Annotated in this window: 25 protein-coding genes, 1 other RNA gene and 1 CRISPR repeat array; of the genes, 2 read left to right on the top strand and 24 right to left on the bottom strand. The window is 39.4% G+C overall.

The features are described 5' to 3' along the window. Positions 1 to 9 precede the first annotated feature (9 nt). Positions 10 to 282: a hypothetical protein gene (locus tag NST97_RS17020; RefSeq protein ID WP_311066979.1), complete on the top strand. Its 273-nt coding sequence runs from the start codon at positions 10 to 12 to the stop codon at positions 280 to 282. 413 nt (positions 283 to 695) lie between these two features. On the opposite strand, the gene ssrA is transcribed toward NST97_RS17020, so the two are convergent. The 14 genes from ssrA to rpoN all read right to left on the bottom strand — a co-directional run bounded on the left by ssrA (position 696) and on the right by rpoN (position 14,731). After that, positions 696 to 1,026, bottom strand: a transfer-messenger RNA (tmRNA) gene (gene ssrA, locus NST97_RS17015). A 109-nt stretch (positions 1,027 to 1,135) separates the two neighbouring features. After that, positions 1,136 to 1,609 (bottom strand): SsrA-binding protein SmpB, encoded by a 474-nt coding sequence (gene smpB, locus NST97_RS17010; RefSeq protein WP_063386953.1) that lies wholly within the window; start codon positions 1,607 to 1,609, stop codon positions 1,136 to 1,138. Positions 1,610 to 1,744: 135 nt separating this feature from the next. Beyond that, entirely contained in the window at positions 1,745 to 4,027 is a 2,283-nt protein-coding gene (rnr, locus tag NST97_RS17005) for a ribonuclease R (protein ID WP_341343573.1), read from the bottom strand. 30 nt (positions 4,028 to 4,057) lie between these two features. Further along, positions 4,058 to 4,804: an alpha/beta hydrolase gene (locus tag NST97_RS17000; RefSeq protein ID WP_066249166.1), complete on the bottom strand. Its 747-nt coding sequence runs from the start codon at positions 4,802 to 4,804 to the stop codon at positions 4,058 to 4,060. A gap of 154 nt (positions 4,805 to 4,958) precedes the next feature. Further along, positions 4,959 to 5,192 (bottom strand): preprotein translocase subunit SecG, encoded by a 234-nt coding sequence (secG, locus tag NST97_RS16995; protein ID WP_063386955.1) that lies wholly within the window; start codon positions 5,190 to 5,192, stop codon positions 4,959 to 4,961. Positions 5,193 to 5,324: 132 nt separating this feature from the next. Then, the gene (locus NST97_RS16990) at positions 5,325 to 5,735 is read right to left on the bottom strand and encodes a YjdF family protein (RefSeq protein ID WP_066249163.1); all 411 of its coding nucleotides are present in this window, start codon (positions 5,733 to 5,735) and stop codon (positions 5,325 to 5,327) included. Between the two features lie 253 nt (positions 5,736 to 5,988). Continuing rightward, positions 5,989 to 7,281, bottom strand: coding sequence for a phosphopyruvate hydratase (gene eno, locus NST97_RS16985; protein WP_130156821.1), 1,293 nt, complete (start codon positions 7,279 to 7,281; stop codon positions 5,989 to 5,991). A gap of 19 nt (positions 7,282 to 7,300) precedes the next feature. Further along, positions 7,301 to 8,836, bottom strand: coding sequence for a 2,3-bisphosphoglycerate-independent phosphoglycerate mutase (gpmI, locus tag NST97_RS16980; RefSeq protein WP_130156823.1), 1,536 nt, complete (start codon positions 8,834 to 8,836; stop codon positions 7,301 to 7,303). Further along, positions 8,829 to 9,590, bottom strand: a complete 762-nt coding sequence (gene tpiA, locus NST97_RS16975; RefSeq protein WP_341343505.1) for a triose-phosphate isomerase — start codon at positions 9,588 to 9,590, stop codon at positions 8,829 to 8,831. The genes gpmI and tpiA overlap by 8 nt, the downstream gene beginning before the upstream one ends. Positions 9,591 to 9,624: 34 nt before the next feature. Continuing rightward, positions 9,625 to 10,809 (bottom strand): phosphoglycerate kinase, encoded by a 1,185-nt coding sequence (locus NST97_RS16970; protein WP_094245232.1) that lies wholly within the window; start codon positions 10,807 to 10,809, stop codon positions 9,625 to 9,627. A gap of 146 nt (positions 10,810 to 10,955) precedes the next feature. After that, entirely contained in the window at positions 10,956 to 11,963 is a 1,008-nt protein-coding gene (gene gap, locus NST97_RS16965) for a type I glyceraldehyde-3-phosphate dehydrogenase (RefSeq protein WP_063386960.1), read from the bottom strand. 49 nt (positions 11,964 to 12,012) lie between these two features. Further along, the gene (locus NST97_RS16960; protein ID WP_063386961.1) at positions 12,013 to 13,035 is read right to left on the bottom strand and encodes a sugar-binding transcriptional regulator; all 1,023 of its coding nucleotides are present in this window, start codon (positions 13,033 to 13,035) and stop codon (positions 12,013 to 12,015) included. Positions 13,036 to 13,159: 124 nt separating this feature from the next. After that, positions 13,160 to 13,411, bottom strand: coding sequence for a glutaredoxin family protein (locus tag NST97_RS16955; RefSeq protein ID WP_063386962.1), 252 nt, complete (start codon positions 13,409 to 13,411; stop codon positions 13,160 to 13,162). Between the two features lie 15 nt (positions 13,412 to 13,426). Further along, the gene (gene rpoN, locus NST97_RS16950) at positions 13,427 to 14,731 is read right to left on the bottom strand and encodes an RNA polymerase factor sigma-54 (RefSeq protein WP_341343504.1); all 1,305 of its coding nucleotides are present in this window, start codon (positions 14,729 to 14,731) and stop codon (positions 13,427 to 13,429) included. A 74-nt stretch (positions 14,732 to 14,805) separates the two neighbouring features. Between rpoN and yvfG the strand changes: the two genes are divergently transcribed. Further along, positions 14,806 to 15,021 carry a protein YvfG gene (yvfG, locus tag NST97_RS16945; RefSeq protein WP_063386963.1) on the top strand — a complete coding sequence of 72 codons (216 nt, stop codon included), beginning with the start codon at positions 14,806 to 14,808 and terminating at the stop codon, positions 15,019 to 15,021. 136 nt (positions 15,022 to 15,157) lie between these two features. Here the strand turns inward: yvfG and NST97_RS16940 are convergent, their stop codons facing one another. The 10 genes from NST97_RS16940 to NST97_RS19385 all read right to left on the bottom strand — a co-directional run bounded on the left by NST97_RS16940 (position 15,158) and on the right by NST97_RS19385 (position 25,152). Further along, positions 15,158 to 16,189, bottom strand: coding sequence for an ABC transporter substrate-binding protein (locus NST97_RS16940; RefSeq protein ID WP_327862679.1), 1,032 nt, complete (start codon positions 16,187 to 16,189; stop codon positions 15,158 to 15,160). Between the two features lie 151 nt (positions 16,190 to 16,340). Further along, positions 16,341 to 17,201 (bottom strand): ABC transporter permease, encoded by an 861-nt coding sequence (locus NST97_RS16935; protein ID WP_063386965.1) that lies wholly within the window; start codon positions 17,199 to 17,201, stop codon positions 16,341 to 16,343. Then, complete coding sequence (locus NST97_RS16930) at positions 17,202 to 17,984, bottom strand: ABC transporter ATP-binding protein (protein ID WP_066249138.1); 783 nt, start codon at positions 17,982 to 17,984, stop codon at positions 17,202 to 17,204. Positions 17,985 to 18,001: 17 nt separating this feature from the next. Further along, positions 18,002 to 19,426: an 8-oxoguanine deaminase gene (locus NST97_RS16925; RefSeq protein ID WP_339194456.1), complete on the bottom strand. Its 1,425-nt coding sequence runs from the start codon at positions 19,424 to 19,426 to the stop codon at positions 18,002 to 18,004. Positions 19,427 to 20,130: 704 nt separating this feature from the next. After that, positions 20,131 to 20,262, bottom strand: a complete 132-nt coding sequence (locus NST97_RS16920; protein ID WP_339194454.1) for a hypothetical protein — start codon at positions 20,260 to 20,262, stop codon at positions 20,131 to 20,133. Between the two features lie 891 nt (positions 20,263 to 21,153). Further along, a complete protein-coding gene (gene liaG, locus NST97_RS16915; RefSeq protein WP_445684620.1) occupies positions 21,154 to 22,008 on the bottom strand; it encodes a LiaG family protein in 855 nt (284 codons plus the stop codon). 735 nt (positions 22,009 to 22,743) lie between these two features. Continuing rightward, a CRISPR array of direct repeats spans positions 22,744 to 23,038; the repeat unit is 30 nt; unit sequence GTTTCAATTCCTCATAGTTAAGATAAAAAC. A 183-nt stretch (positions 23,039 to 23,221) separates the two neighbouring features. Next, positions 23,222 to 23,971: a CRISPR-associated endoribonuclease Cas6 gene (cas6, locus tag NST97_RS16910; RefSeq protein WP_063386985.1), complete on the bottom strand. Its 750-nt coding sequence runs from the start codon at positions 23,969 to 23,971 to the stop codon at positions 23,222 to 23,224. A gap of 15 nt (positions 23,972 to 23,986) precedes the next feature. Continuing rightward, on the bottom strand, positions 23,987 to 24,250 hold the full coding sequence (gene cas2 / locus NST97_RS16905; protein WP_341343502.1) for a CRISPR-associated endonuclease Cas2: 264 nt from the start codon (positions 24,248 to 24,250) through the stop codon (positions 23,987 to 23,989). Positions 24,251 to 24,259: 9 nt separating this feature from the next. Beyond that, a complete protein-coding gene (cas1b, locus tag NST97_RS16900; RefSeq protein ID WP_445684619.1) occupies positions 24,260 to 25,039 on the bottom strand; it encodes a type I-B CRISPR-associated endonuclease Cas1b in 780 nt (259 codons plus the stop codon). Further along, positions 25,018 to 25,152: a CRISPR-associated endonuclease Cas1 gene (locus tag NST97_RS19385; RefSeq protein ID WP_429646593.1), complete on the bottom strand. Its 135-nt coding sequence runs from the start codon at positions 25,150 to 25,152 to the stop codon at positions 25,018 to 25,020. The genes cas1b and NST97_RS19385 overlap by 22 nt, the downstream gene beginning before the upstream one ends. Positions 25,153 to 25,232 lie beyond the last annotated feature (80 nt).

Here is a 25,232-nt window from a genome sequence, read left to right as displayed (position 1 = left end):
AAAAAGAAAATGATGGTATACTTAAATACAAAAAATGCGGGATCATTTTTGAAAAAATATTTTGTTTTTATCATTCGTTTTCTATTGCTCTATACGGTATTTCAAATACTATCGGGTACTGTTTTAACTGCTTTTTACACGCCAGATTTTTCTGCCAAAACGGGCAGTCTTAGTCAAGAGGTAGTGTTCGGCGAGCCTTCTTCCATACCATTGCTTATATCATTGCTTATTGCTACAACAGCCTATTTTCTCGCTCAAAAAGTATTGAAAGCTGCACAATAATAAGAAAAAAGGACCTCAGCTTTGAACTGAAACCCTTTCCTTTAGTAAAGCATGTAAATAAAAGAAACCGGCATGTTTGCCGATTTCTTTTATTTCATTGTTAATTTTATAAAAATCACGGGAAACGTCTTTCTATAATGGAGACGGTGGGACGTGCTGATCCATGCTTTCGCAATGGCACTGACTATATCTTGAACCTAAACAGGTCCTCCGGCGTGTTATGCGAAATTTAGATTTGCCGTACGGCAGAATTTCGCATCCTAGTACTACCTTGAAGGCAGCCTATGAGTCGATACACGGCTGTTGGATTGCTCCACATACCGCTCGGTGTTGCCATATCGCAGAAACGACTTAGGTTTCACCGATTAAGCCGGATTTTCACTTGTGTGTTGCCACACAAGGCGACTATTTCCTAATCGAACCCACGTCCAGAGATATCGCCACTTAAGCATCTACGAGCGTATCCGACATATTTAACATTTCACTGTTCCTTAGCCTGTCGGCAGGCATCCGGACAGCTAGTCTGATTCGTCTCTTCCCTCTTCCTCAGACGGCGGAATCGGGCGTAGCCCACTTAAGTTGAACCCCTTTTCCTCCACATGGGCGATGGAAGAAAGGAGCCTTTAGCATTAAGCAGCTAAAGCGTAGTTGTTTTGTTTGCCAGTTATCTTTAGGCGACGTTGATGACGGAGACGATCCCTCCGGCTCGCAGCTTAAGCTCGATCTATCCCTGTCGAATCCAAAACGTCCCCGTTTTATTCGAGCTAGTGCTTGAGAAATATATTCAACTGGCAACGACATATATTATTATAACAAAAACAATATATTTTTCAATTGTCATTTATTGTTATCATTAATAGATCCCTTTTTGTTTTTGTTGAAATGCCCGTTCAATTTCTCTTTTCGCTTCTTTTCGTTTTAAATCCTCCCGCTTATCGTATTTCTTTTTCCCTTTTCCTAGCCCGATAAGCACTTTCGCAAATCCATTTTTAATGTAAAGCTTCAGCGGAACTAATGAATAGCCCTGTTCTTTTGTGGCCCCGATCAGCTTATTGATTTCTCTTCGATGCAAAAGAAGCTTTCTCGTTCTTAACGGCTCATGGTTGTATCGATTTCCCTGCTCATACGGGCTGATATGCATGTTATGAAGAAAAACTTCCCCTTTTTCCACTCTTGCGAACGCATCTTTTAAATTGGCGCGGCCGGCGCGAATCGATTTAATTTCTGTTCCCTGCAGGACGATCCCAGCTTCATACGTTTCTTCAATAAAATAGTCGTGGTGCGCCTTTTTATTTTGGGCAATCAGTTTCCCTTCTCCCTTTGACATTCTCTGTCACCCTTTCGTGAAAATTAGGGGTAAAGATTATTATAGCAAATGAACATTTTCGCCTCAATCAAGATTCTTTCTAAATGAAATTTTGCTGTTTCAATGAGTTTGTTTTTTTAGACATCTGGCCTCGCTTTAACGCTTTTTCTTCTTCCGCTTCTTTTTCGATACGTTTTTATAAAACTTTTTCTTTTTTGATTTCGGCGGTCTCGTTGACCATTCTTCCTCTTCTTCCTGATGTTTGCTCTTAATCACCTTCACCGTTTCAGGCCGTGTTGATTTTTTTCGTTTTTTTCTCATGCCGACAATTTCAAAATCGATGGATCGTTCCTCTTTATCAACATTCACAACGCGGACGGTAATTTCATCGCCGATGCGGTAAACATTTCCCGTTCTTTCGCCGATCATCGCATAATGACGTTCATCATAATGGTAGTAATCATCCGTCATATAGCTTACATGAACGAGACCTTCAACAGTATTCGGGAGCTCGACAAACATGCCGAAGTTTGTGACAGAACTGATGATTCCATCAAATTCTTCCCCAATCTTATCCAGCATAAATTCTGCTTTTTTCAAATCATCCGTTTCACGCTCCGCATCAACAGCCCGCCGTTCCATATTGGAAGAATGTTCTGCAATTTCCGGCAAAATTGATGCCCATTTCATCTGTGTCTTTTCGTCTATTTTCCCTTCAAGCAAATATTTTCGAATGAGTCGATGAACTATCAAATCGGGATAACGGCGAATCGGGGAAGTAAAATGGGTGTAAAATTCGGTCGACAATCCGAAATGCCCGACGCTTTCCGGATGATATTTCGCTTGCTTCATAGACCGAAGCATGACAGTTGAAATCACCATTTCTTCAGGTTTTCCCCGTACTTCATCTAAAATTTGCTGCAAAGCGCGCGGATGAATATTGTTTCCTGTTCCCTTCACGACATAACCGAAATTTGTAATAAATTCCAAGAAACGTCTTAGTTTTTCCTCATTCGGTTTTTCGTGAATTCGATATATAAACGGTACATTTAACCAGTGAAAATGTTCTGCTACTGTTTCATTTGCAAGCAGCATAAATTCTTCAATTAACCGTTCCGCTACAGATCGTTCCCGAATAATGACATCATACGGTTTGCCTTTCTCATCCACCAAAACTTTCGCTTCCTTAAAATCAAAATCGATAGCTCCGCGCAGCATTCTTTTTTTCCGTAAAATCGCCGCAAGCTCAGCCATATCCTCCAGCATGGGGACAATTTCTTGATATTTTTCCCGAAGCTGTTCATCCTTTTCAATCAAAATTTTATTGACATTTGAATAAGTCATCCGCTCAGCGGAGCGAATAATACTTTGAAAAATATCATGCTGAACTACGTTCCCATATTCATCCACAATCATTTCGCACGATAATGTCAGACGATCCACCTTCGGATTCAGTGAACAAATTCCGTTTGATAAACGATGCGGTATCATCGGAATGACGCGATCAACTAAATATACACTTGTCCCGCGTGCAAATGCCTCTCTGTCAATCGGAGTTCCTTCTTTTACATAATAACTGACATCTGCGATATGCACGCCAAGCTTATAGCAGCCGTTATTTAACTTTGTTACTGTTACGGCATCATCCAAATCTTTTGCATCTTCACCATCAATAGTAATGATTAATTCGTTGCGAAGGTCTCGTCTGTTCTTGATTTCCTCGCTCTTAATCTCATCAGGTGTTTCGTTTGCTTGCTTTAATACATCATCCGGAAAGCTCAATGGCAGCTGATGCTTATGAATGATTGATAAAATATCGACGCCAGGATCATTTTTATGGCCTAAAATTTGTACGACTTCTCCTTCTGCACTCATTCGTCCTTCAGGATATGACGTGAGTCGGACAATTACTTTATGACCTTCAACCGCCCCATTTGATGCATTTTTCGGAATAAAAATGTCGTTGACAATCTTTTTGTCGTCAGGTATGACAAATCCGAAGTTTTTGCTTTCCGTATATGTTCCGACAATTTCCGTTATTCCTCTTTCCAAAATGCGTATGACCGTGCCTTCCTGTCTCGCCCCGCTTGTTTTCGGGCTTAGCCGCACAAGAACTTTGTCTCCATGCATCGCATGATTCAGCTCGCCGGGCGGAATGAACACGTCATCAAAACCTGGTTCATCCGGTTCAACGAAAGCAAATCCGCGGGCATGTCCGACCAGTGTTCCGCGGATCAAATTCATTTTTTCTGGAACACCGTATCGATTTGCTCTCGTCCGCACAATGAGGCCTTTTTCTTCCATCTTATTTAAAGTAATAATCAGCTTTTTAAATTCGTCTGCGTCCTCTAGCTGAAAAGCTTCTTCTAATTCCTCCACAGTCAAAGGTTTATAAGCCTCTTCCTTCATAAAAGAAAGAAGCCTTTCAACTAATTGCATATCGGGTTCTGCCAATACGATAACCTCCTTTTACTCCTGCCAATCAAGGCTCTCTAAAAATTCATAGACGTCCTGATGCAGTTCATCTCGCTGCTTGTCAAGCGTAATAACATGCGACGATTCTTCATACCATTTGATTTTTTTTATATTTGAGCTTACTTCGTTATAAATAATATTTGCACTATCCGGATTGATCATTTCATCGTGCCGCGCCTGAACCACAAATGTCGGGGCATAAATCATATCGACATTTTCTCTCACATCAGAAATCAAACGCTGCAGAGCTTTCAACGTTTTCATTGGTGTTTTTTGAAACTCTTCCATTTCCGCCTCAATCTGTTCTTCCGGCTTTCCTTCAAATTGTTTATATTTGCGGGCATATTTTAAAATCCCTTTATACATCGTTTCTTCGCTTTTAATATACATCGGGGCGCACATTGGAATAATTCCTTTTACAGGTACAGTGTATCCCAGTTTTAAAGAAAAAACTCCTCCAAGAGACAAACCGGCAACTGCAATTTCTTTAAAACCTAAGTCTTTCAGATGTTCGTAGCCGCCCATCACATCTTGCCACCAGTCATCGGGACCGGTATGAACCAATTCTTCCGGAGGAACCCCATGGCCTTTATATTGAGGGGCATGACAAGTATACCCTTTATCTTGCAAAAAACGCCCAAGTATCCGCACATCTGCTGAATTTCCAGTAAAGCCGTGAAGCAGCAGTACAGCACGATTCCCACCTTCAAACGTAAAAGGTTTTGGCGGTAAAACTTTCATTTTAAAATCTCCTTCTCTTTTTAAATTCTTTATTTTTTACAACGAATTGTAGTATGAAAAAAGTTTAAATTCCATTATATACCAAAAACATTATTCATTCAACAGCTTTATTTTCCCATAGAAAAAAGGCCTGTTTGACAGACCTTTCTAGCTATTATAATCCAAACCATGAAACAGCAATTGCTAAAACAAAAAATAACACAGAAAGAACGATTGTAATACGATGTAAGATTAAATCTATTCCACGCGCTTTTTGCTTCCCAAAAAGCTGTTCAGCACCGCCGGAAATGGCTCCAGATAATCCAGCACTTTTTCCAGACTGCAGTATCACCACAGCGATCAGCGCAATAGATACAATTGCTAATAGTATGACAAGCAGAGTATGCATGTCCACTCCACCTCCTAAAAAAACGCACATTACAATAGTTTTAATGTATCATAAATTGGCTCATTACACAATAGCGTATCCATTCAGAAAATACGAAAGCGGATGTCTTGAAGCAAGACATCCAACTCTGTATTACCTTCCACGATGTTTTGCCTTCGCTTTTAAACGCTTTAACTCTCTTTTTCGCTTGATGAGAGCTTCGCGCAGCTCCTTGCGCAAAACTTTTCTCTCTTTTTTACGATGCTCCAATTCTAGCTGAAGGGCTGTTTGTGCATATGTGGAAAGCGGCCTTGTTTTCATTTCCTTTGCAGCTTCACGTTGCAGTCGCTTCGGATTTTTGCGCTTTTTCATTTCAAGCGGCACGGCGGTTGTTGTGCGGCACTTGTGCAGTAACGATAGCATCGGACCATTCACAAATGCCAAAACTTCATCATCTTTTGGCTCTGAACCAAATACGTAGCGAACCGCTTTTATAGCTTCACCTTCCTTTTGCTCAACCACACCGATCCAGAATTGTCCATCGTAAAAAACCGTCAACTTCATGAAAGGTCCCTCCTTGTAAAAAGTAACGACAGCGATGGACATCCCAAGGAGGGGAAGGATACTGACACTCTTTCGGAGTGCGCCCGGACTACCAACCGGGACTGTGTTTTTACGCTGTCTATGTTTTTATTATATGTTGTTTATTGGCAATAAGAAAATATTTACACATCGTCTAGGCTATGATTTAGTGTGCTTTGAGCTTAATTAAAAAGGTCTAACCAAATAACTCGGTTAGACCTTTTCATAGATAGTGTTATTTTTTCAAGTTATAGAAAGATTTAATTCCTTGGTAAATTGCAGTATCGCCAAGTTGATCTTCGATGCGAAGCAATTGATTGTATTTCGCAACGCGGTCCGTGCGGGAAGGTGCGCCTGTTTTAATTTGGCCTGCGTTTGTTGCCACAGCAATGTCTGCAATGGTGCTGTCTTCCGTCTCGCCTGAGCGATGGGAGATGACCGCTGTATAGCCGGCGCGTTTTGCCATTTCGATCGCATCAAACGTTTCTGTTAACGTTCCGATTTGGTTAACTTTAATCAGAATAGAGTTGCCGACTCCTTTTTCAATGCCTTCCGCTAATTTTTTTGTATTTGTTACAAATAAATCGTCTCCGACAAGCTGAACTTTTCCGCCTAAACGTTCTGTTAACAGTTTATGGCCTTCCCAGTCGTTCTCATCAAGTCCGTCTTCAATCGAAATGATCGGATATTTGGAGACAAGCTCTTCATACCATTGCACCATTTCTTCCGACGTTTTTACAACGCCTTCTCCTTCTAGGTGGTACTTGCCGTCTTCTTTATTAAACAGTTCAGAAGAAGCAACATCCATCGCAAGCTTAACTTGTTCGCCAGGTTTGTAGCCGGCTTTTTCAATTGCTTCGATAATAGTTTGCAAAGCTTCTTCATTTGATTGTAAATTTGGAGCGAATCCGCCTTCATCACCAACAGCTGTATTATATCCTTTTCCTTTTAATACAGATTTTAATGAATGGAAAATTTCCGCTCCCATCCGCAGTGCTTCCCGGAAGCTTTCCGCGCCGACCGGCATAATCATGAATTCTTGAATATCAACATTGTTGTCTGCATGAGCGCCGCCGTTTAAAATGTTCATCATCGGCACAGGAAGAGTTTTCGCATTGAAGCCGCCGAGATATTGATACAGCGGAACACCTAAATAATCAGCTGCAGCACGAGCAACGGCCATAGAAACACCTAAAATTGCGTTTGCTCCCAGCTTTCCTTTATTTTCTGTTCCGTCAAGTTCAATTAATAATTGATCGATGGCATTTTGTTCCGTCACATCAAAGCCTAACAGTTCTGGGGCAATAATTTCGTTCACGTTTTTAACTGCTGTTAAAACCCCTTTTCCAAGGTAGCGTTCTTTATCACCGTCACGCAATTCAACAGCCTCATACTCACCTGTGGATGCACCGCTAGGTACAAGCGCCCGTCCAAATGCACCTGATTCTGTATACACCTCTACTTCAACTGTCGGATTTCCTCTTGAATCAAGCACTTCACGTGCATAAACATCAGTAATAGCTGGCATATTGCTTCATCTCCTTTATTTATGATTTAATAAGACTTTTCCCTGTCATTTCTTTCGGTTTTTCCAGCCCGAGCAGCTCGAGCATCGTTGGTGCTAAATCGCCTAAAATTCCGTCTTCTCTTAATTCGATTCCTTTTTTCGTTATAATAACCGGCACTGGATTTGTCGTATGTGCGGTTTGCGGTTTTCCGTCAAGTGTGACGACTTCGTCCGCATTTCCGTGGTCAGCAGTTATAATAGCTGTTCCGCCTTTTTCGAGAATCAAATCCACCACTTTTCCGAGACATTCATCAACCGCTTCGACTGCCTTTATCGTTGGCTCAAGTTTGCCGGAGTGGCCGACCATGTCCGGATTGGCAAAATTCAATATGATCGCATCATGCTTGTCAGCCTCAATTTCTTTTAAAAGCGCCTCAGTTACTTCATATGCGCTCATTTCCGGTTTTAAATCATACGTGGCTACCTTCGGTGAATCAATTAAAATCCGTTCTTCGCCAGGAAACTTCTCTTCCCGGCCTCCGCTCATAAAGAACGTAACATGCGGATATTTTTCTGTTTCTGCTATGCGCAGCTGCCTCAATCCGGCTTGGGAAATGACTTCGCCAATTGTGTTGTCCAAGTTAACCGGCTTGAAGGCAACATATCCTTTCACCGTTTCGCTAAAATGCGTCAAACAAACGAAGAATAAACGTTTTGGATGTTTCGGTCCCCTATCAAAGGAACGGAAATCTTCATTTGTGAATGTATTCGAAATTTGAATAGCGCGATCCGGACGGAAATTATAGAAAATGACCGCGTCATCATCTTGAATGGTTGCAACAGGACTGCCGTCTTCTTTTGTCATAACAGAAGGGATGACAAACTCATCATAAATCCCGTGTGCATAAGAATCTTCAATACATTCGTATGCGTTTTTATAAGCTGGTCCTTCGCCATACACCATCGCTCTGTATGCTTTTTCTACTCGATCCCATCTTTTATCTCTGTCCATCGAGTAATAGCGGCCTGAAATCGTTGCGATCTGTCCTACTCCGTATTCATTGATTTTTTCATTCAGCTCATCAATATATTGCTTCGCCGTTTGCGGACCAACATCGCGTCCGTCCAAAAATCCATGAATGAACACATTTTTCACTTGCTGATCTTTCGCCAATTTTAACAAGGCGAATAAGTGGTTAATGTGGCTGTGAACACCGCCATCCGATAATAAGCCGAAAATGTGAAGGTTCGTTCCTTTTTCTTTCACGTGGTTCATAGCTGAAAGAAATGTTTCATTTTCAAAAAATTCGCCTTCACGAATCGCTATGTTAACGCGTGTCAAACTTTGGTATACAATTCTGCCTGCACCGATGTTTAAATGTCCAACTTCAGAATTTCCCATTTGACCTTCCGGCAAGCCGACAGCTTCTCCACATGCTTTTAACGTTGCATGCGGGTATGTATTCCAAAATCGATCAAAATTCGGCTTGTTCGCTTGAGCCACAGCATTTCCTTTCACTTCGTCACGCAGAGCAAAACCGTCTAATATAATTAACGCTACTGGCTTTTTACTCATTTTGGCCTGCCTCCAATAGCTGCAAGAAAGAGCGTGGTTCTAGGCTTGCGCCTCCGACTAATGCTCCGTCAATTTCCGGCTGGTTTAGAAAATCTTTAATATTTTCCGGTTTAACACTGCCGCCATATTGAATGCGAACTTCGTTTGCAACATCATCGGAATAAATATCGGCAATTACACCCCGAATATGGGCACATACTTCATTGGCATCCTCAGGAGAAGACGATTTTCCTGTGCCAATCGCCCAAATCGGCTCATAAGCAATCACGATGTTTTTCACAGCCGACGCATCGACTCCAGCCAACGCTTTTTTGACTTGGTCGCCAACAATTTCATTCGTTTTTCCAGCTTCCCGTTCAGCTAATGATTCGCCTACACATACGATCGGAGTTAATTTGTGTTTGAAAGCAGCCAATACTTTTTTGTTCACGGTTTCGTCTGTTTCGGCAAACATTTCCCGGCGTTCGGAGTGTCCAATGATCACATAATCAACACCGATATCCGCCAATGCAACAGGGCTGATTTCCCCTGTATAAGCTCCGCTTTCTTCAAAATGCATATTTTGAGCGCCAATTTTTAGTTCAGAGCCTTCAGCCAATTCCACAAGCTGACCTAAAAATAAGGCAGGTGCACATATAACGGAATCAACTTTATCCTGTGGGGGAACGAGTGATTTAACTTCCTTTACAAAGCTTTTTGCTTCTTCCAACGTCTTATGCATTTTCCAATTCCCTGCAATAATCGGCTTTCTCATCTTTACACCTTCCTTTTTACGGAAATGGTTGTGGTTATTTGTCTTCCAATATTTGAACTCCCGGAAGTTTCTTTCCTTCCATGAACTCTAAAGATGCTCCGCCTCCGGTTGAGATGTGGTTCATTTTATCCGCAAGGCCGAATTTTTCTACTGCTGCTGCTGAATCACCGCCGCCGATGACCGTATAAGTATGTTCTGCTTTCGCCAAGCTTTCCGCTACAGCTTTTGTTCCCTTTGCAAAAGCATCCATTTCAAAAACGCCCATCGGGCCGTTCCAAACAACAAGCTTTGATTGTTGAATGACATCCGCATAAATTTCAGCCGTTTTAGGTCCAATGTCAAGTGCTTCCCAATCAGCCGGAATGCTGTCAATATCCACTACTTTTGTATTGGCATCATTTGAAAAATCATCTGCTACCACAACATCTACAGGCATATAAAAGCGAACGCCCTTTTCTTTGGCACGTTCCATAAACGATTTTGCCAGTTCTATTTTATCTTCTTCAAGCAAAGACTTGCCGATTTCGTGACCCAGCGCTTTTACAAACGTATAAGCAAGTCCTCCGCCGATAATCAAATTATCTACACGTTCCAATAAATTTTCGATAACTCCGATTTTATCTTTTACTTTTGCACCCCCGATAATCGCTGTAAATGGGCGGTCAGGATTATCAAGCGCTTTAGATAAAACATTGATTTCTTTTTCCATTAAAAATCCTGCAACAGATGGTAAATATTCCGCAATGCCTGCGGTGGATGCATGTGCGCGGTGAGCGGCGCCAAAGGCATCGTTAACATATAGATCCGCCAATTCAGCAAAAGCTTTAGCAAGCTCAGGATCATTCTTTTCTTCGCCAGGATAAAAGCGTACATTTTCCAGAACGAGAATGTCGCCATTGTTTAACTTGTCTACTTCCGCTTTTACAGCCGCACCGTAAGCTTCATCTACTTTGACCACCTTTTTGCCTAACAGTTCTTCTAAACGCTGCGCTACAGGCGTCAATCGAAGCTCTTCCACAACCTGTCCTTTTGGTCTGCCAAGGTGGCTGGCAAGCAATACTTTCGCTCCTTGATCCGCCAAGTATTGGATCGTTGGGAGTGCAGCTCGAATGCGTGTATCATCGGTTATTTTGCCATCCTGCATCGGTACATTAAAGTCAACTCGGCAAAATACCGTTTTCCCTTTCACATCGACATCTTTTATCGTTTTTTTGTTCATGGCTCAAGCTCCTCCTTCACAATAACGATCAGGAAAAAATTCTTCCTACATGTTGAAAGGGAAAGGGGAATGTAAACGTCCCCTTCCCCTTCCCGCTTTTCATTATAGCTTTTTAAACAGGCAAGCTACAAGTCCGTATTTAAAGATTATAAACCTTGTTTTGCAATGTAAGCCGCCAAATCTACCACGCGGTTTGAGTATCCTGTTTCGTTATCGTACCAAGAAACAACTTTCACCATGCGGTTTTCAAGCACCATAGTAGAAAGCGCATCAATCGTAGAAGAATGAGTATCACCATTATAGTCTCTGGATACAAGCGGCTCCTCGCTGTACGCTAAAATACCTTTCAATTCTCCTTCAGCTGCTTCTTTAAGCGCAGCATTTACTTCTTCCACTGTTACGTCTTTTTCAAGCTCAGCCACTAAGTCAACGATGGACACATTTGGTGTCGGAACACGCATTGCCATACCGTTAAGTTTTCCTTTTAATTCAGGCAATACGAGCGCAACTGCTTTAGCTGCACCAGTTGTTGTCGGTATGATAGATTCTGCTGCAGCGCGAGCGCGGCGGTAATCTTTGTGAGGCAAGTCTAAAATTTGTTGGTCATTTGTATAAGCATGCACAGTTGTCATCATGCCTCGAACAATGCCAAATTTTTCATGTAAAACTTTTGCAAACGGAGCTAAGCAGTTTGTTGTACATGAAGCGTTGGAAATGACATGATGATTGCTTGGATCATATTTGTCTTCGTTTACGCCCATAACAATTGTGATATCTTCTTCTTTAGCCGGCGCAGAAATGATTACTTTTTTCGCACCTGCTTCAAGGTGTTTTGCTGCATCTTGACGGTTTGTGAAGCGACCAGTAGATTCTACTACAATGTCAACGCCAAGGTCTCCCCAGCCTAATTGAGCTGGATCGCGCTCGGATAATACTTGAATTTCTTTTCCATCCACGACCAAGTTATTTCCGTTTACCCCGACTTCCACATCGAGTTTTCCATGAACGGAATCGTATTGTAAAAGATGTGCAAGCATGTTTGCATCTGTTAAATCATTTACTGCTACTACTTCTACTTCAGGATTTTTTAATGCTGCGCGGAATACATTGCGTCCAATACGACCAAAACCATTAATACCAATTTTCACTGCCATCTTTAAGTCCTCCTTCAATTTTAGGAATGATGTTTATATTGAGGGAGCTTTACAGTTCCCTTAATAACTCTTTAGCTGCCACTTCGTCAGTTACTAAAATCGTGGCTAATGATTGATTCATATACGCTTTGATCGCTTTTGCTTTAGAGGCTCCTCCAGCAACCGCGATCACATTTCGTATGTTTTTTAAGTCCTCCAGCTGCATTCCAACCGTTTGAACTTTATGGACGACTTCACCTTTTTGGTTGAAGTAATAACCGAAAGCTTCGCCTACTGCTTTTCCTTTTTTAATTTTTTCGAAATCTTCCTTCGGAGTCTTTCTTCGCTCCGCCATTGTTTGAGCATCCCCGATGCCATGAACAAGCATTTTCGCTGAACGTATAATTTTTAAAAGGTCTTTTATTTCCGGTTCTTCGATAATGGATTCATATGCTTCCTTGCTTAGCTGGTCAGGAACATGGAGCAGCCTGTATTTCCCATGTGCACGTTCAGCTATTTTGGCGCAAATCGTATTCGCCTGGTTTTCAACATTTTCCCCTAGTCCGCCTCTTGCAGGGACAAATAAAACATTTCGGCGATGACCTAACGGAATCATCATTTCAGCAACAGCTGCCAGCGTTGTGCCGCCTGCCACAGCAACAACCTCGTCATCCTGCAAATGATTCATAATGCATTGTGCACAAGCTCTTCCCATTTCTTTTTTCACGAGGGGCGAATGGTCGCTGTCACCTGAAACAACAATCACTTCATCTAAATGAAGCTTCTCTTTTAATGTAGTTTCCAAAAAAGTTAAACCTAAAACATCTTTCATCATTTCTTCCAATGATGAAAGAAGATCATCCCCTTCTTTCGTTAAGGTCATTCCCGAGGGGTGAATATGAATTAAATTTTGTTCTTTTAAAAATTGCACTTCTCCACGCAGAATTCTTTCACTGATGCCTAAATTGTTTGACAAGCTTCGTCTTCCTACAGGCTGCATCAGTCGAATGGACTGCAAAATTTGATAGCGCTTTTGCATAGTTTGGAGAAGATCAGGCAATAATTTTTTTTGAGCTTCAATTAATGATTGCATTTTCAAGACCCTTCAGCTCTTTCTTTCCGGGACTTTTTTTGTCCCTATAAGACAAATTATGTCCCAATTATAGCAAAAAAATTCACCCCTTGCTACATATATTATTTTAGCAGGAGCGCAAATGTTAATCAACAGAAACAAGTTCCAGCAAACGTTTTCTTAAAGAATTTTCTTCAATTTTCCCAAAAATAACAATCTTTCCATTCACTTCAATCACTGGAATCATTAGTTGATATTTTTCCAGCAACCGGTCATCTTGATAAATATCTTTTTCTTTCAGATCAAAGGGTATTTCAGCTTGCAGCTTATACAGCAATTCCTTTGCTTCATCACATAATGGACATGTTTGCTTCGTATAAAGAACCACTTGATTCACGAATCCAATTCCTTTCTAATTATATCTTTTTCGCAAATTGGACGAAGGGATATTGAGCTGATCGCGGTATTTGGCCACTGTTCTTCTCGAAACATTCATATTATAATTCTCTTTCAACAGGTTGGCAATTTTTTGATCTGAAAGCGGTCTTTGCTTATTTTCTTGATCAATTAATTGCTGAATGACCTGTTTAACATTCGCACTTGATGTATCTTCTTCTCCCACTTTGTTAGTGAAAAAATATTTCAACTCATATAAACCGAAAGGAGTTTGAACAAATTTATCATTGACCGCTCTGCTTACAGTCGACTCGTGAATGTTAAGAGAATCAGCGATATCTTTTAATGTTAACGGTTTCAAAATGTTGTTTTTCAAATAGAAAAAGTCTTTCTGAAATCGTATAATTTCCTGCATAACTTTGACAAGCGTTTCCTTCCGCTGCTCAAGCGATTTTAACAGCCAGCGTCCTTGATGGAGTTTAGTCTGTACGTAAGATTTTACTTCTTTTTCTGTTTGTACAATCGGTTCGTAGTCCCGATTGATTTTAATTTGCGGCAAAAGATCTTCATTATAATATACAATCCAATCTCCATTTCGCTCTTCAATCATTAAATCAGGGATGATATAATTCGGGGTTTCCTCATCAAATTGCAGACCAGGTCTTGGATTCAATGTTTGAACAAAATCGAAAATTTGCTGAAGAGCATTCAGCGACAGACCTGTCTTTTTGGAAAGATCCTTCCAAGCTTTTGTGGCAAACAGATGAAAATGCTCTTTTAACACGAACTCGGAGCCTTTAGGTTTTTCCTCGATTTCTTTAGCCTGCAAAAGCAAGCATTCCTGAAGCGAACGTGCCCCGACGCCAATTGGATCTAATGATTGCAGCACAGACAGCTGTTTTTCAAAAAGATCGATCGAAATTTGGAACTTTTCCGATAGGCGGGATAAGTCCTCTGACATATAACCATTTGAGTCCACTGCATCGATTAAAATATGAATAGCACGCCGTTCGTTTTCGGTAAAACGAAATTCTACGAGCTGATTTCGCAAATGATCTTTTAGCCCCATCCCTTTTTTCGGCATATTTTCGATCCAGCGGCCATCCTCCTTGTTTGCCCTCTGCTGCTTTCTTTGATTATGATAAAATATCGTTGGATGGGATTCTTCCAATTCCACAAAGGGGTTTTCAAGCGTAATTTCCCTCAAGTAAGATACTAAATCGATTGTAGAATATTGCAAAAGCCCAATGGCTTGCTTCAGCTCTTTCGTCATCGCCAATCTCAAGGATTGGTTTTGGACTAAGTCCATTTTTATATGCATCAGAACTCCCCCCCTTTAGTTCTATTTTACATGAAGAATTTAAAAAAAGAATCTAAAATTTTGGAGGAACGAACATGACACAGCTTTTTTCTGTTTCCTATTTTAAAGAAAACTTTAAACAGTACATTGAAATGAATAAAGAAAAATCTTCAAAGATTGATGCCATGAACAGCTACTACCGATCTGTCGTCTCAACTTTAATTTACGACCAGCTAACCAAAAATGCAGAAATATTGAAAAGACTGCAAAATCTTGATCAAGCATATAATCAAGTGAAAAACGAGGAATAAAAGGACTTTTAAATTTTAATGTATGAGATCAGTTTTTGAAGTCGGCATATAAGCCGATTTCTTTTTTTTGCAGTAAAACTTATGGCTAAAACAAAAAACTGAGCAAATATAAGCTGCCCAGCTTTTGTTTTCATTTTTATTTCGATTCATGTTTTGGCAAATATTCTGTCGTAAAAATTTCCTTTGCATCAAATGTTTTTTCTAATAAACCGAGATCGTGCAATTGTTTAATTAATGTTGCCCAGCGTTCTTCCGTCATATATCCGACTCCATGCTCTGCTGCATCTCCTCCATATACAAAATCCACTTGTGTTTCGGCTTCAAATTTTAATGATTCTAATTCCATATCAGCGTTGTCTTTCTGAATCACTTTATTAATCTCTTCGTAAGAATCTTTGTATAAATACCATCCTTCGACAAAAGCATCCACAAATGCTTTGACAGTTTCTTTATTTTTTTCTAAATAGTCTTTTGTAACATATAACACAACGTTATAAGGATTATAACCTGCATCAGATATGAGCTTCGTTTCTACATCTACTCCATCTTTTTTTAAGAAAAACGGCTCTGAAGTCACAAAGGCTTGGCTTACAGAATTGGGATCGCTAATAAAATTCGAATGCTGTCCTGTATAAGCCAATTCTTGTACATTACTTAAATTATATTTAGATTTCAAAAAGTCCCAATACGTAATACCAGGCTGTATATATACTTTTCTTCCATTTAATTCATCAAAATCGTCAATTCCCTTTCCTTTATGGAACATTAATGCCTGCGGGCTTCCTTGCATGGCAGCAGCTACAGCGACTAATTCAATTCCTTGATTTCTAGCAATAACCATTTGGTCAGCATGTGCAAGCCCAAAGTCAGCACTTCCAGATGCAACCATTTGAATAGACGAGACTTGCGGCCCGCCCGGTTCGATCGTGACTTTTAAACCGTTTTTTTCAAACAATCCGTTTTCTTGTGCTGCATACAAACCGCCATGCTGCGCCTTCGGAAACCAATTTAATACAATTTTTACATCTTTTAAGTCTTTTTTCTCTTCATTCGAAGCGCTGTCTCCCTCGTTTGTTGAGCTGCTCGACTCTTGTCCGCCGCAGGCGGTGAGGAAGAACATGAATATAATCCCGATTAATAGAAAACTCGCTTTGCGCCATGCTTTCAATTCTTTTTCCCCCTTTTTGCACTTTTTTTGAAACTCAATAAAGCTCGTTCCCTAACGCAGCAAACCATTTTTATGCAAAAAAAATTAGCAAATTAAATTCAGCTCTTGTAAGCAATAGTGATTATGTCAACTTAATTTTGGATCAAATTTTTTATTTTTCTCCCTTCATCGCGGATTCGTGCCATGATCTCAGCATGAAATGAGAAAACAAACTTACGAGTAAGTAAAAGACAATCCCAAAAATAGCAGCGGCAATTCCGCAAGCAAATAAATATGGTGTTTTTAATTGAACGGCTGCTACCGTAATGGCATACCCTAAACCGCCTTTTCCTCCGCCAATTCCAGCTATATATTCACCCGTAATAGCTCCAACGATCGATAGCGTGCTGGATATTTTTAAGCCGGTCATCATGTAAGGCATAGCAGCCGGAATTCGGAGCTTCCACATTTTTTGCCATTTTGACGCATTATATAAAGTAAATAATTCGCTCATATTTTTATCGACTGAATTCAATCCCATTAACGTATTTGAAATGATCGGAAAAAATCCAATTAAAAATGAAATCATCACAATCGAATTGAAGCCCGAGCCGAACCAGATAACAACGATCGGTGCAACAGCTACAACCGGTATCGTTTGTAAAATAACCGCATACGGGTAAATGCTTATTTCTAAAATTTTTGAGCTTGCTAATAAAACCGCAAAGCCAATTCCAATGATGGCGCTTATTACAAATCCGATCACAGATTCAGCCACCGTTATTTGTATGGCTGGCCATAATAACTCCCAATCTTCAACCGCCGCTTGAAGGACGTCTGTCGGTTTTGGAAGTATAAACGGCTGCACGCCAACCATAATCGGTACAAACTGCCATAAAGAAAGAAAAACAACAAGCGCAGCAATCGGACCAATAATCTTCCATTTTGATTTGCTCCATATTTTCAGTTTGCCAGTATTATTTGATTGAGCGACAATTTCCTTCGTTTGAGTGGTTGCTGTTTGTACAGACATTTATACCAACTCCCTTCGGGTTGAACTATTCTCAAGACTTTGCGAGGAAATATCGACATATTCTGTAAACCGTTCATCTGTCCGCTCCCTCGGATAAGGAAGATCGACATCGATGATAGATGATAATCGTCCGGGCCGAGCTGACAACACTGCAATTCTAGTAGAAAGATAGACAGCTTCAAATACATTATGAGTAACGAACAAAATTGTCATTTTCTCCCTTTTCCATATTTCAAGCAGCTCCGTCTGCAAGGTCTGTCTTGTAATCTCGTCTAATGCAGCAAACGGTTCATCCATTAACAGCAATTTAGGTTTTGCAGCCAACGCTCGAGCTATAGACACCCTCATTCTCATTCCGCCTGACAACTGCCTAGGATATGACTTTATATGATCCTTTAGTCCAACCATCTCCAATACTTTGATCGCATCCTCTTTGCGGCTTTTTTTATCCGAACCCCTTAATTCTAAAGGCAGCATCACATTTTCCAGCACCGTTCTCCATGGAAGCAAATTGGCATCTTGGAATACAAAAGCAACATCATTTGTATTTTTTATAACTTCTTTCGGGTTTTGCCCAAATACCTCTACCTTGCCCTCAGTAGCTTCGCCTAAACCTGCCACCATTCTTAATGCCGTTGATTTCCCGCAGCCAGACGGGCCGAGGAAGCTTATAAATTCCCCTTCTGTGATGGAAAAATGGAATTGGCTTAAAGCGACTGTGCCGGTATTGTAAATCTTACTAACATGATGAAATGCGACAATCTCGTTTCGAATTGCTTCCACTGCTTATCCCCCCTTATCTAAGTTAGAATAGCTGAGTTTCTTATTCTTGGTTTTTTATAATTGACTTTTGTATGCTCAAGAGCCGTTTCCAGCATTCTTTCAGCAGCTTTTTGCGCCCGCATGGCAAATGATTCTTCATCGATATTGACAAGACGCCCTTTATCTACAACAATCTGTCCGCCAACGATAGTCATATCGACTGTCGGTGTGCCCGCTAGAATCGGAAGTGCCGTATCGTTGAAAAGCGCACCAGCAAATTCTAATCGATTCGTATCAATCATAAACATATCAGCAGCCTTGCCGACTTCCAATGAACCAATGGCATCTTCCCAGCCAAGCACTTTAGCTGAACCTCTCGTCGCAATCGACAAACAATCTTCAGCACTTAGCGCTGTCGTTCCATGCTGAAGATTATGGAGCAGGTTCATAATTTTTAAATCTAATAATAGATTGGAGGAATCATTAGAAGCTGAACCATCAACACCAAATCCCACTTTTACCCCTGCCTGCAGCATGTCCATAATTCGCATCGTTCCGGAAGCCATTTTCATATTGCTGCTCGGACAATGAGCAACTCCGCAGCCACAAGCACCCAGCTTGGCAATTTCTTTGTCATCAAACCAGATTCCATGCGCATACCACACGTCTTCGCCGACCCAACCTGTTTCTTCCATTAGTTCGAAAGGACGCATGCCAAACTTTTCTCTGCAAAAATCCTCTTCATCGATCGTTTCCGCCAAATGGGTATGCATCCGAACGCCATAACTGCGTGCTAAATCCGCTGATTCACGCAGCAAGTCTTTGCTAACCGAAAATGGTGAACAAGGTGCAACACCTACCCGCAGCATCGAAAATTTACTAGGATCATGATAGGTTTCAATAATTCTCATGGTATCTCGAAGAATAACATCCTCCGGCTGAACGATTTCATCTGGCGGCAATCCCCCTTTTGATCGTCCTAAACTCATAGAGCCTCTAGTTGGGTAAAAACGAATTCCGATCTCACGTGCTGCCCGTATTTCCTCATCAATTAATTCACAGCTGACTCCATTCGGAAAAACGTAAAAATGGTCAGCTGATGCCGTACAACCGCTTTTAAGTAACTCACCTAATCCGACAACAGCACTTAAATACACATCTTCCGGCCTTAGATGGCGCCAAATATCGTACAAAGCGATTAGCCAATCAAACAGCTCAACATTTTGCACCCAAGGGATATTGCGGGTGAAAGTCTGATACAAATGATGATGCGTATTGATTAACCCCGGATAAACAATTTTTCCGCGCGCATCAATGACAATATCCGCTGACTCACAAGGTAAATCATAGCCAATCGCTTTAATCTCTTGACCGACAACATACATGCTGCCGCCTGGGTATTCCGTTCGATTTTCATCCATCGTAATAATATTTTTGGCATTTTTTATGAACAACGTCTTCATTCATTCACCCCTTTATAATACGATCAATCCCCTTTATGTTATTTTTTATAACACAATACGTAATGTGTATTTATTATATATTCTTTTCAGTTGTTTAACATTAGCGAATATTCACAATTTTTAATGTGATTTTGTGTATTTTAACTAAAAATTTACGTATTTATGTTATATATTATGACATAATTGTCGTTTTTTTAAGAGGAGCGGTATATGGGGGAGTGGATTTGTTTCCATATTTAGGAAATAAAAAGCCCAGTTTTTCAACTGAGCTAAATAAATATTTTTCGGCAACCGTTATATATAGGGACTTCCAAACGAATAGGCAATGTTGAATGAATCCGAATGTGACAGTAAAAGAGATGACCAGATTTAAATCTTGTACTCTTCATCCGTAGTGAAATCCCTTTTGCATGCCGGTTGAAATTTTGCAATGTGACTGGTTCATTCGGATGGCCGTCATCAGGAACCGGCTTTGCCTGAATTGTTTTGTCCGAAAAGATTTCCTCCTGCAAACTCGGCTTCCATCAGAACCGTTTTATCCGATCACATATAAGGGAATACGCTAGGACGAATGATCGGTGCCGTAATAGTCAGATACCCTTGTGTCTTCGTCGTAATCTTGTATGCGTTTTTCTCTTATACATTACACCCTCTCTCAGGTAAAATAAAAAGCACTCCTAAAAGGAGCGCCAATTTTTGAAAAATTAATGGAATTCAACATCATCTATCTTCCATGAAAAACGATCAGATCTTGTATCTTCATTTTGTTTTTCTTTTTGATCATCAACAGGTTTATTTTTATTAATATCAACAGGTTCTTTACTATCCTCTTTCATTTTCTTGACCATCTCACATAAAAAATTGTGATCACTATAATCTGCTTTATTTTAAAAGTCGCTTCTTTATCCAAAAATATTTCTTCTTCGCCCTAATAAACTGATTTAGAAAAATTCTTTCACTTCAACAATGCTATTAAACGGTTTACATTCAACTTTTTCGCTTAATTCTTCATCATCAAATGCTGGGTATCGTAACGTACCTACAACCATACGGATTACCAGGAAGCCCTCCTGCAGGTGGATTATTTACTGTACAAAAAAACTTTCCATCTATTTGTCCATGATTTTCTTACTCTTTTATCGTGTGATATCGAGATTATTGTTTCAAATCTTATGGATAAGATAAAAAACGGAGAGTTGCTTCAGCTTTTCTTGCGGTCTGATACAGTTTTAATTCCTCATAGTTAAGATAAAAACCCCAAAAAGTTGTTGATATGACAAAGTTTTGATAATACTGGAAATTTTGTTATTTCAATTTTAGCGTAAACAGGATTTTTTATCAATTCTTTGTTTTTCGTTTATTTTTCTGCAGTTTTTGTGTCGTTATTCAAAAAAATTCGGTATACTTTTAGACATAGGCAGGGTTCTCCTTTCTCTGGAATGTGTTTTTGTCCAAATCAGAGAATACCCTATTTCCTTTTGGTCTAGCAAAATGCTTTACACAAACTTTTATACATCATCAAATTATTGGTGCTCAGCTATTCAAAGATAAAAAGATAAATTTTATTTAAAAAGCAGCCTAAAACACGAATATAGAAGGTTTAGGCTGCTTCCTTTTTCTATTGACTTTTAATATTTAAGAGTGCGGCACTTGTTAAGTATTTTATTAAAGAGATAGACATCATTCTTGCTTCCCTAGTTAATCAATGAACGCTTTTTCACATCATTTTAATAAATTTTAATGTTGCCGCTTGATACGCTTACGTCGATAGGATGTTCACCGGACCCATGGGTACCTTTGATGTTTTTATTATCTATTTTTTTGCTAGTTAGCGGAAAATCACATGTTATATTGCCGCTGTTTGTCTTTCCGTTTAAAGTAAAGTCAGCATCAGTCGGAAGATTAAGATCCACCACTCCTGAACTTACTTCAATATCAACTGAATCTGTTAATTCATCCATTTGTATATTTAAATTTCCAGATGATAGCTCAGCCTCAATAGCTCCGATATAATGCTTTACTTTGAGGTTTCCAGAACTAATATCAAATGATCCTGTTTCTGTCGTTAATGAGTCTATATCGACATTCCCCGACGAACTATCATGCTCAAAATGTTTAACCGATACATTCTTCAGGTTGACGTTTCCCGAGCCTATATCTAATATTAATTCATCTAGTTTCATCGGTTCATTTTTTGAAAGGCCAGAGAAATTCAAATTCCCGGAGCCAAGATTTATAGCCATGTTTCGATCATAATCTTCAGGGATGTAAATATTCAATCTTGCCTTGTTATGAAACAACCACCCCAACCATTTCCATTTCTGTTTGGCACTTACTTTTACTTTGTCTCCATGCTGTTTAACAGTCAGCTTTCCCTTTCCATCTAAATCAGCTTTTAAATCTTCTCGACTTTCCGGAATAATCGTTGTGCTAACACCTGAGGCATCAATTTCAATCATTTCAATTCCCTCTGATGTAACGGACTGGATTCTTTGATTTCCTAAAGGCCACCAACTAAAATTGATTGGATTCAAAAAGATAATATATAAACCAATAAATCCGATGATACCCAACAGAATCACAAAAAATCTTTTCAATGTTTTCCCTTCCTTCCCAAGAATTTTTCGCAGCTTTATCACTTGATTTGTTTATCCTTTAGCACTCCGTTCAGCAAGGAGCAACAAAGTAGCACCGATCCTCCCCTTGTATACAAAATATTTTGACTAGAATTTTACATAGTCTTCTTCCACATATTGCGAATTTTCATACTAACATGTCAATGAAACAGCTTCATTAACAAATCCCTAGTGCAAGAAGTTCGCCTAAACAAATACAAAAAAAGCAATGACTCTCCAAATCCACAGCCTTTTCGCGTTCTTATTTTAGAGAAGATTTTTAGCCACATAAACAGCTATTATCCAAAAAATTCAAGCTGGATTGATTAAATGAATTTAAAGGATAAACAAATTCAATTACTTTTCTCTTCCTTAGAATACAGAGAAAAGTGATTTTCCAAAATGGACCTCAAATGTATATTCAACTAAGTCTTGAGACTTATTTATGATGAAATGATTATGGGGCCTGTCCCCCACTACGTGAATGTAATGAGGGAAGACCCCGTATACCGTAAGTTTCTAATCCGTACAATAAAAAATATGGTCTTGATGCGTCTAAAGCCAAGTGATATTGTACTCCCATTTTTCGACTATTAGTACTTTCCTACAGGATGTCAAGCAAAATTTCATCATCATCTTGGTCATTGAAATCCAGAAGAATCAACATGTTGCGCTGGAGTCAGAACACTGTCAATGTAAAATGTTTCAATTCCTCATAGTTAAGATAAAAACAAGGATATCTATATTCCCTTTTCTCTGGATATGACGAGTTTCAATTCCTCATAGTTAAGATAAAAACTTGACGAACGGACGGGAGGATGGATCAGGAATCGATTGTTTCAATTCCTCATAGTTAAGATAAAAACCAAATTGGAAACCCTATGGACATGCAAATCGACAATGTTTCAATTCCTCATAGTTAAGATAAAAACTTTGAAGAGCAAAAACAAACTCTTGAAGATCGTTTGTTTCAATTCCTCATAGTTAAGATAAAAACCCTAAAAATTGTTGCTACATAAGTATTTGGTTTTAAATGGTTGATTGGTTATTTTTATTTTAACGAAGGAGGTAAGTTTTATCAATCCTTTGATTTGCGTGGGCTCAATAAAGATTTAAAAGAGTCGTCGATCCCCAGGGATTTTTGCACGATTGGGGGTCGACGACAAATATTTCCCTGTTACTACAATTCCCGAATAACACGGAACATTCCAAACCCTTGAGAATTTCGTCCCCCTATTCCAGTTTGCAAAAGGAAAGTAAGATACTTCGGAGAAGACCGCAAACGATACCTTCCCTGCCATGCAGTGATATAGTAATTTTTAAAAGTCGTGACGACTTTATGTCTCTTAGTAACATGTAAAGGTTCAATAAACAATCTCTCTTGTGGCGGATCTCCGTAATAGGCTTCATACTTATTGCGAAAATTAAGCTCCACTAAATGTGGAAATGCTTCATCATATGGATGAAAAAACTGTGTCTTCTGGGTACCATCCACCGTTTCATATGTGCTATAGACTGTTACTGGTGAAAGCATCTCAATTTCAATTTCAGAGCTCTTTACTTCGCTTTCCTCCATTTTTATACTTTGTATCTCCACCGATTGATTTCCTAGATGAACTTCATTTTGTAATAAAAAGTATTCTCCTAACTGCTGCGTCAGTTCAGGCAATACAGTAGAAACATGCCAAGAAATATCGTCATCGAATATAATCGTTTTCGGATCTAATTGAATTTTATGTTGCCCGAAAAGACGACTGAATGTAAATAATTTATATGTTCTCTTCCCTTTCTGGAAACCAATTTCATGCAAAAATGAAGCGAAACTTTTATCCTGTAAAGAATTATAAAGTAAACCATGTAATAAATACTGATAATGTAATGGCAGTATCACAACATTATTTTTTGGCTTCATCGTTACCGTTAATCGCATAGCTTGTCCTTCTTTCTACAAAATAAATTCGTCGCCGCCTTTTTTTAATCCTAATTCCTCACGCGACCAATATTTCTGCGTTCGAAATGTATAAAAAATTACGGAATCTTCATCTGGATTCATAAGATTTTCCAATTCTACTTTTAGTTTTTTATAATTCGCTTGTGAAATTTCTCCCTCGAAAACAGAATTTTGCACCCAATGAAGATACTTTCGAGCAATTTTTAGCGCCTTCGCTACACGTTTCTCATTAAAATCATACACAAGTATGACAAACATGAAAATCCCCTACCATTTAGCTGTATATGGTTCATATGGCTTCTCACCAAGTAAATGCTTCTGCAATTTATACAATTCCAAACGAATCAAGCGTCGGTATGACACAGATTTTCCTAGATGGCGATGTTGGACGGTTGTTTGCATTTTTTTATCAAGTTCACTGATAAAAACCTTCCGTCCTTCCTCCGATAACAAAATACCATCGGTCAGTTTTTCAAAATGCTTTTTTGTCAGCATTTTTTTATTTACAAGGGAAAAAATCAACCGATCAACGATAATAGGTTTAAAAATTTCGGCAATATCAAGATTTAAAGAAAAGCGTCGAAAATTCGTACTATGTAAATACCCAATGCGGGGGTCAAGATACGTTTTATAAATCTCGCTTAAACACATCGTATACACTATAGAGTTCCCGAAGCTGATTAACGCATTTAATCGGTTGTGCGGTGGTCGTTTTGTTCGTTTTTCAAAAATAAAATCGGGATGTTGAATAATCGTATCAAAAGTACTGTAATACTTTTCTCGTGTATGTCCTTCTGATGCCATTAATTGTTCAACTGACTGAGCAGTTGGCAATTTTTGCAGCTCTTTTTGAAAATCTTCTAGCACTTCATCAAAAACAGCTTTTTCTTCTAAGCGAGAACGATAATATTTTAATACGCGGCTCATCTGTTGGATAGAGCCTGCAATAAATCGCTGCGCCAAATCAAGCCGCTTACCGTCATCAAGATAGTGCTCCGCTTGTTTTAAAACAACGTGCCCAGCATTTAAGTGCTCGCGGGATAAAATGATCCAACAAAGTAACCATGATGATTAAAATAATGGACTATAATCTCTTTTTGTGCAGCAAACTCTAAAAATTTTTTTTGATACATCAACTTCTCCAAAAATATAAATATCATTTGTATTCTAAACTGGGATATAACGTTTTTTCTCCTCTGTTTCAAAATATAAACTATTATCTTTTCCGACGTAGTTCACC

Origin of the sequence: Aeribacillus sp. FSL K6-1305 (assembly GCF_038050115.1) — a bacterium.
In the GTDB taxonomy this organism is placed as follows: Bacteria; Bacillota; Bacilli; order Bacillales; family Aeribacillaceae; genus Aeribacillus; species Aeribacillus composti.
This window is presented reverse-complemented; position numbering and strand designations above follow the sequence as displayed.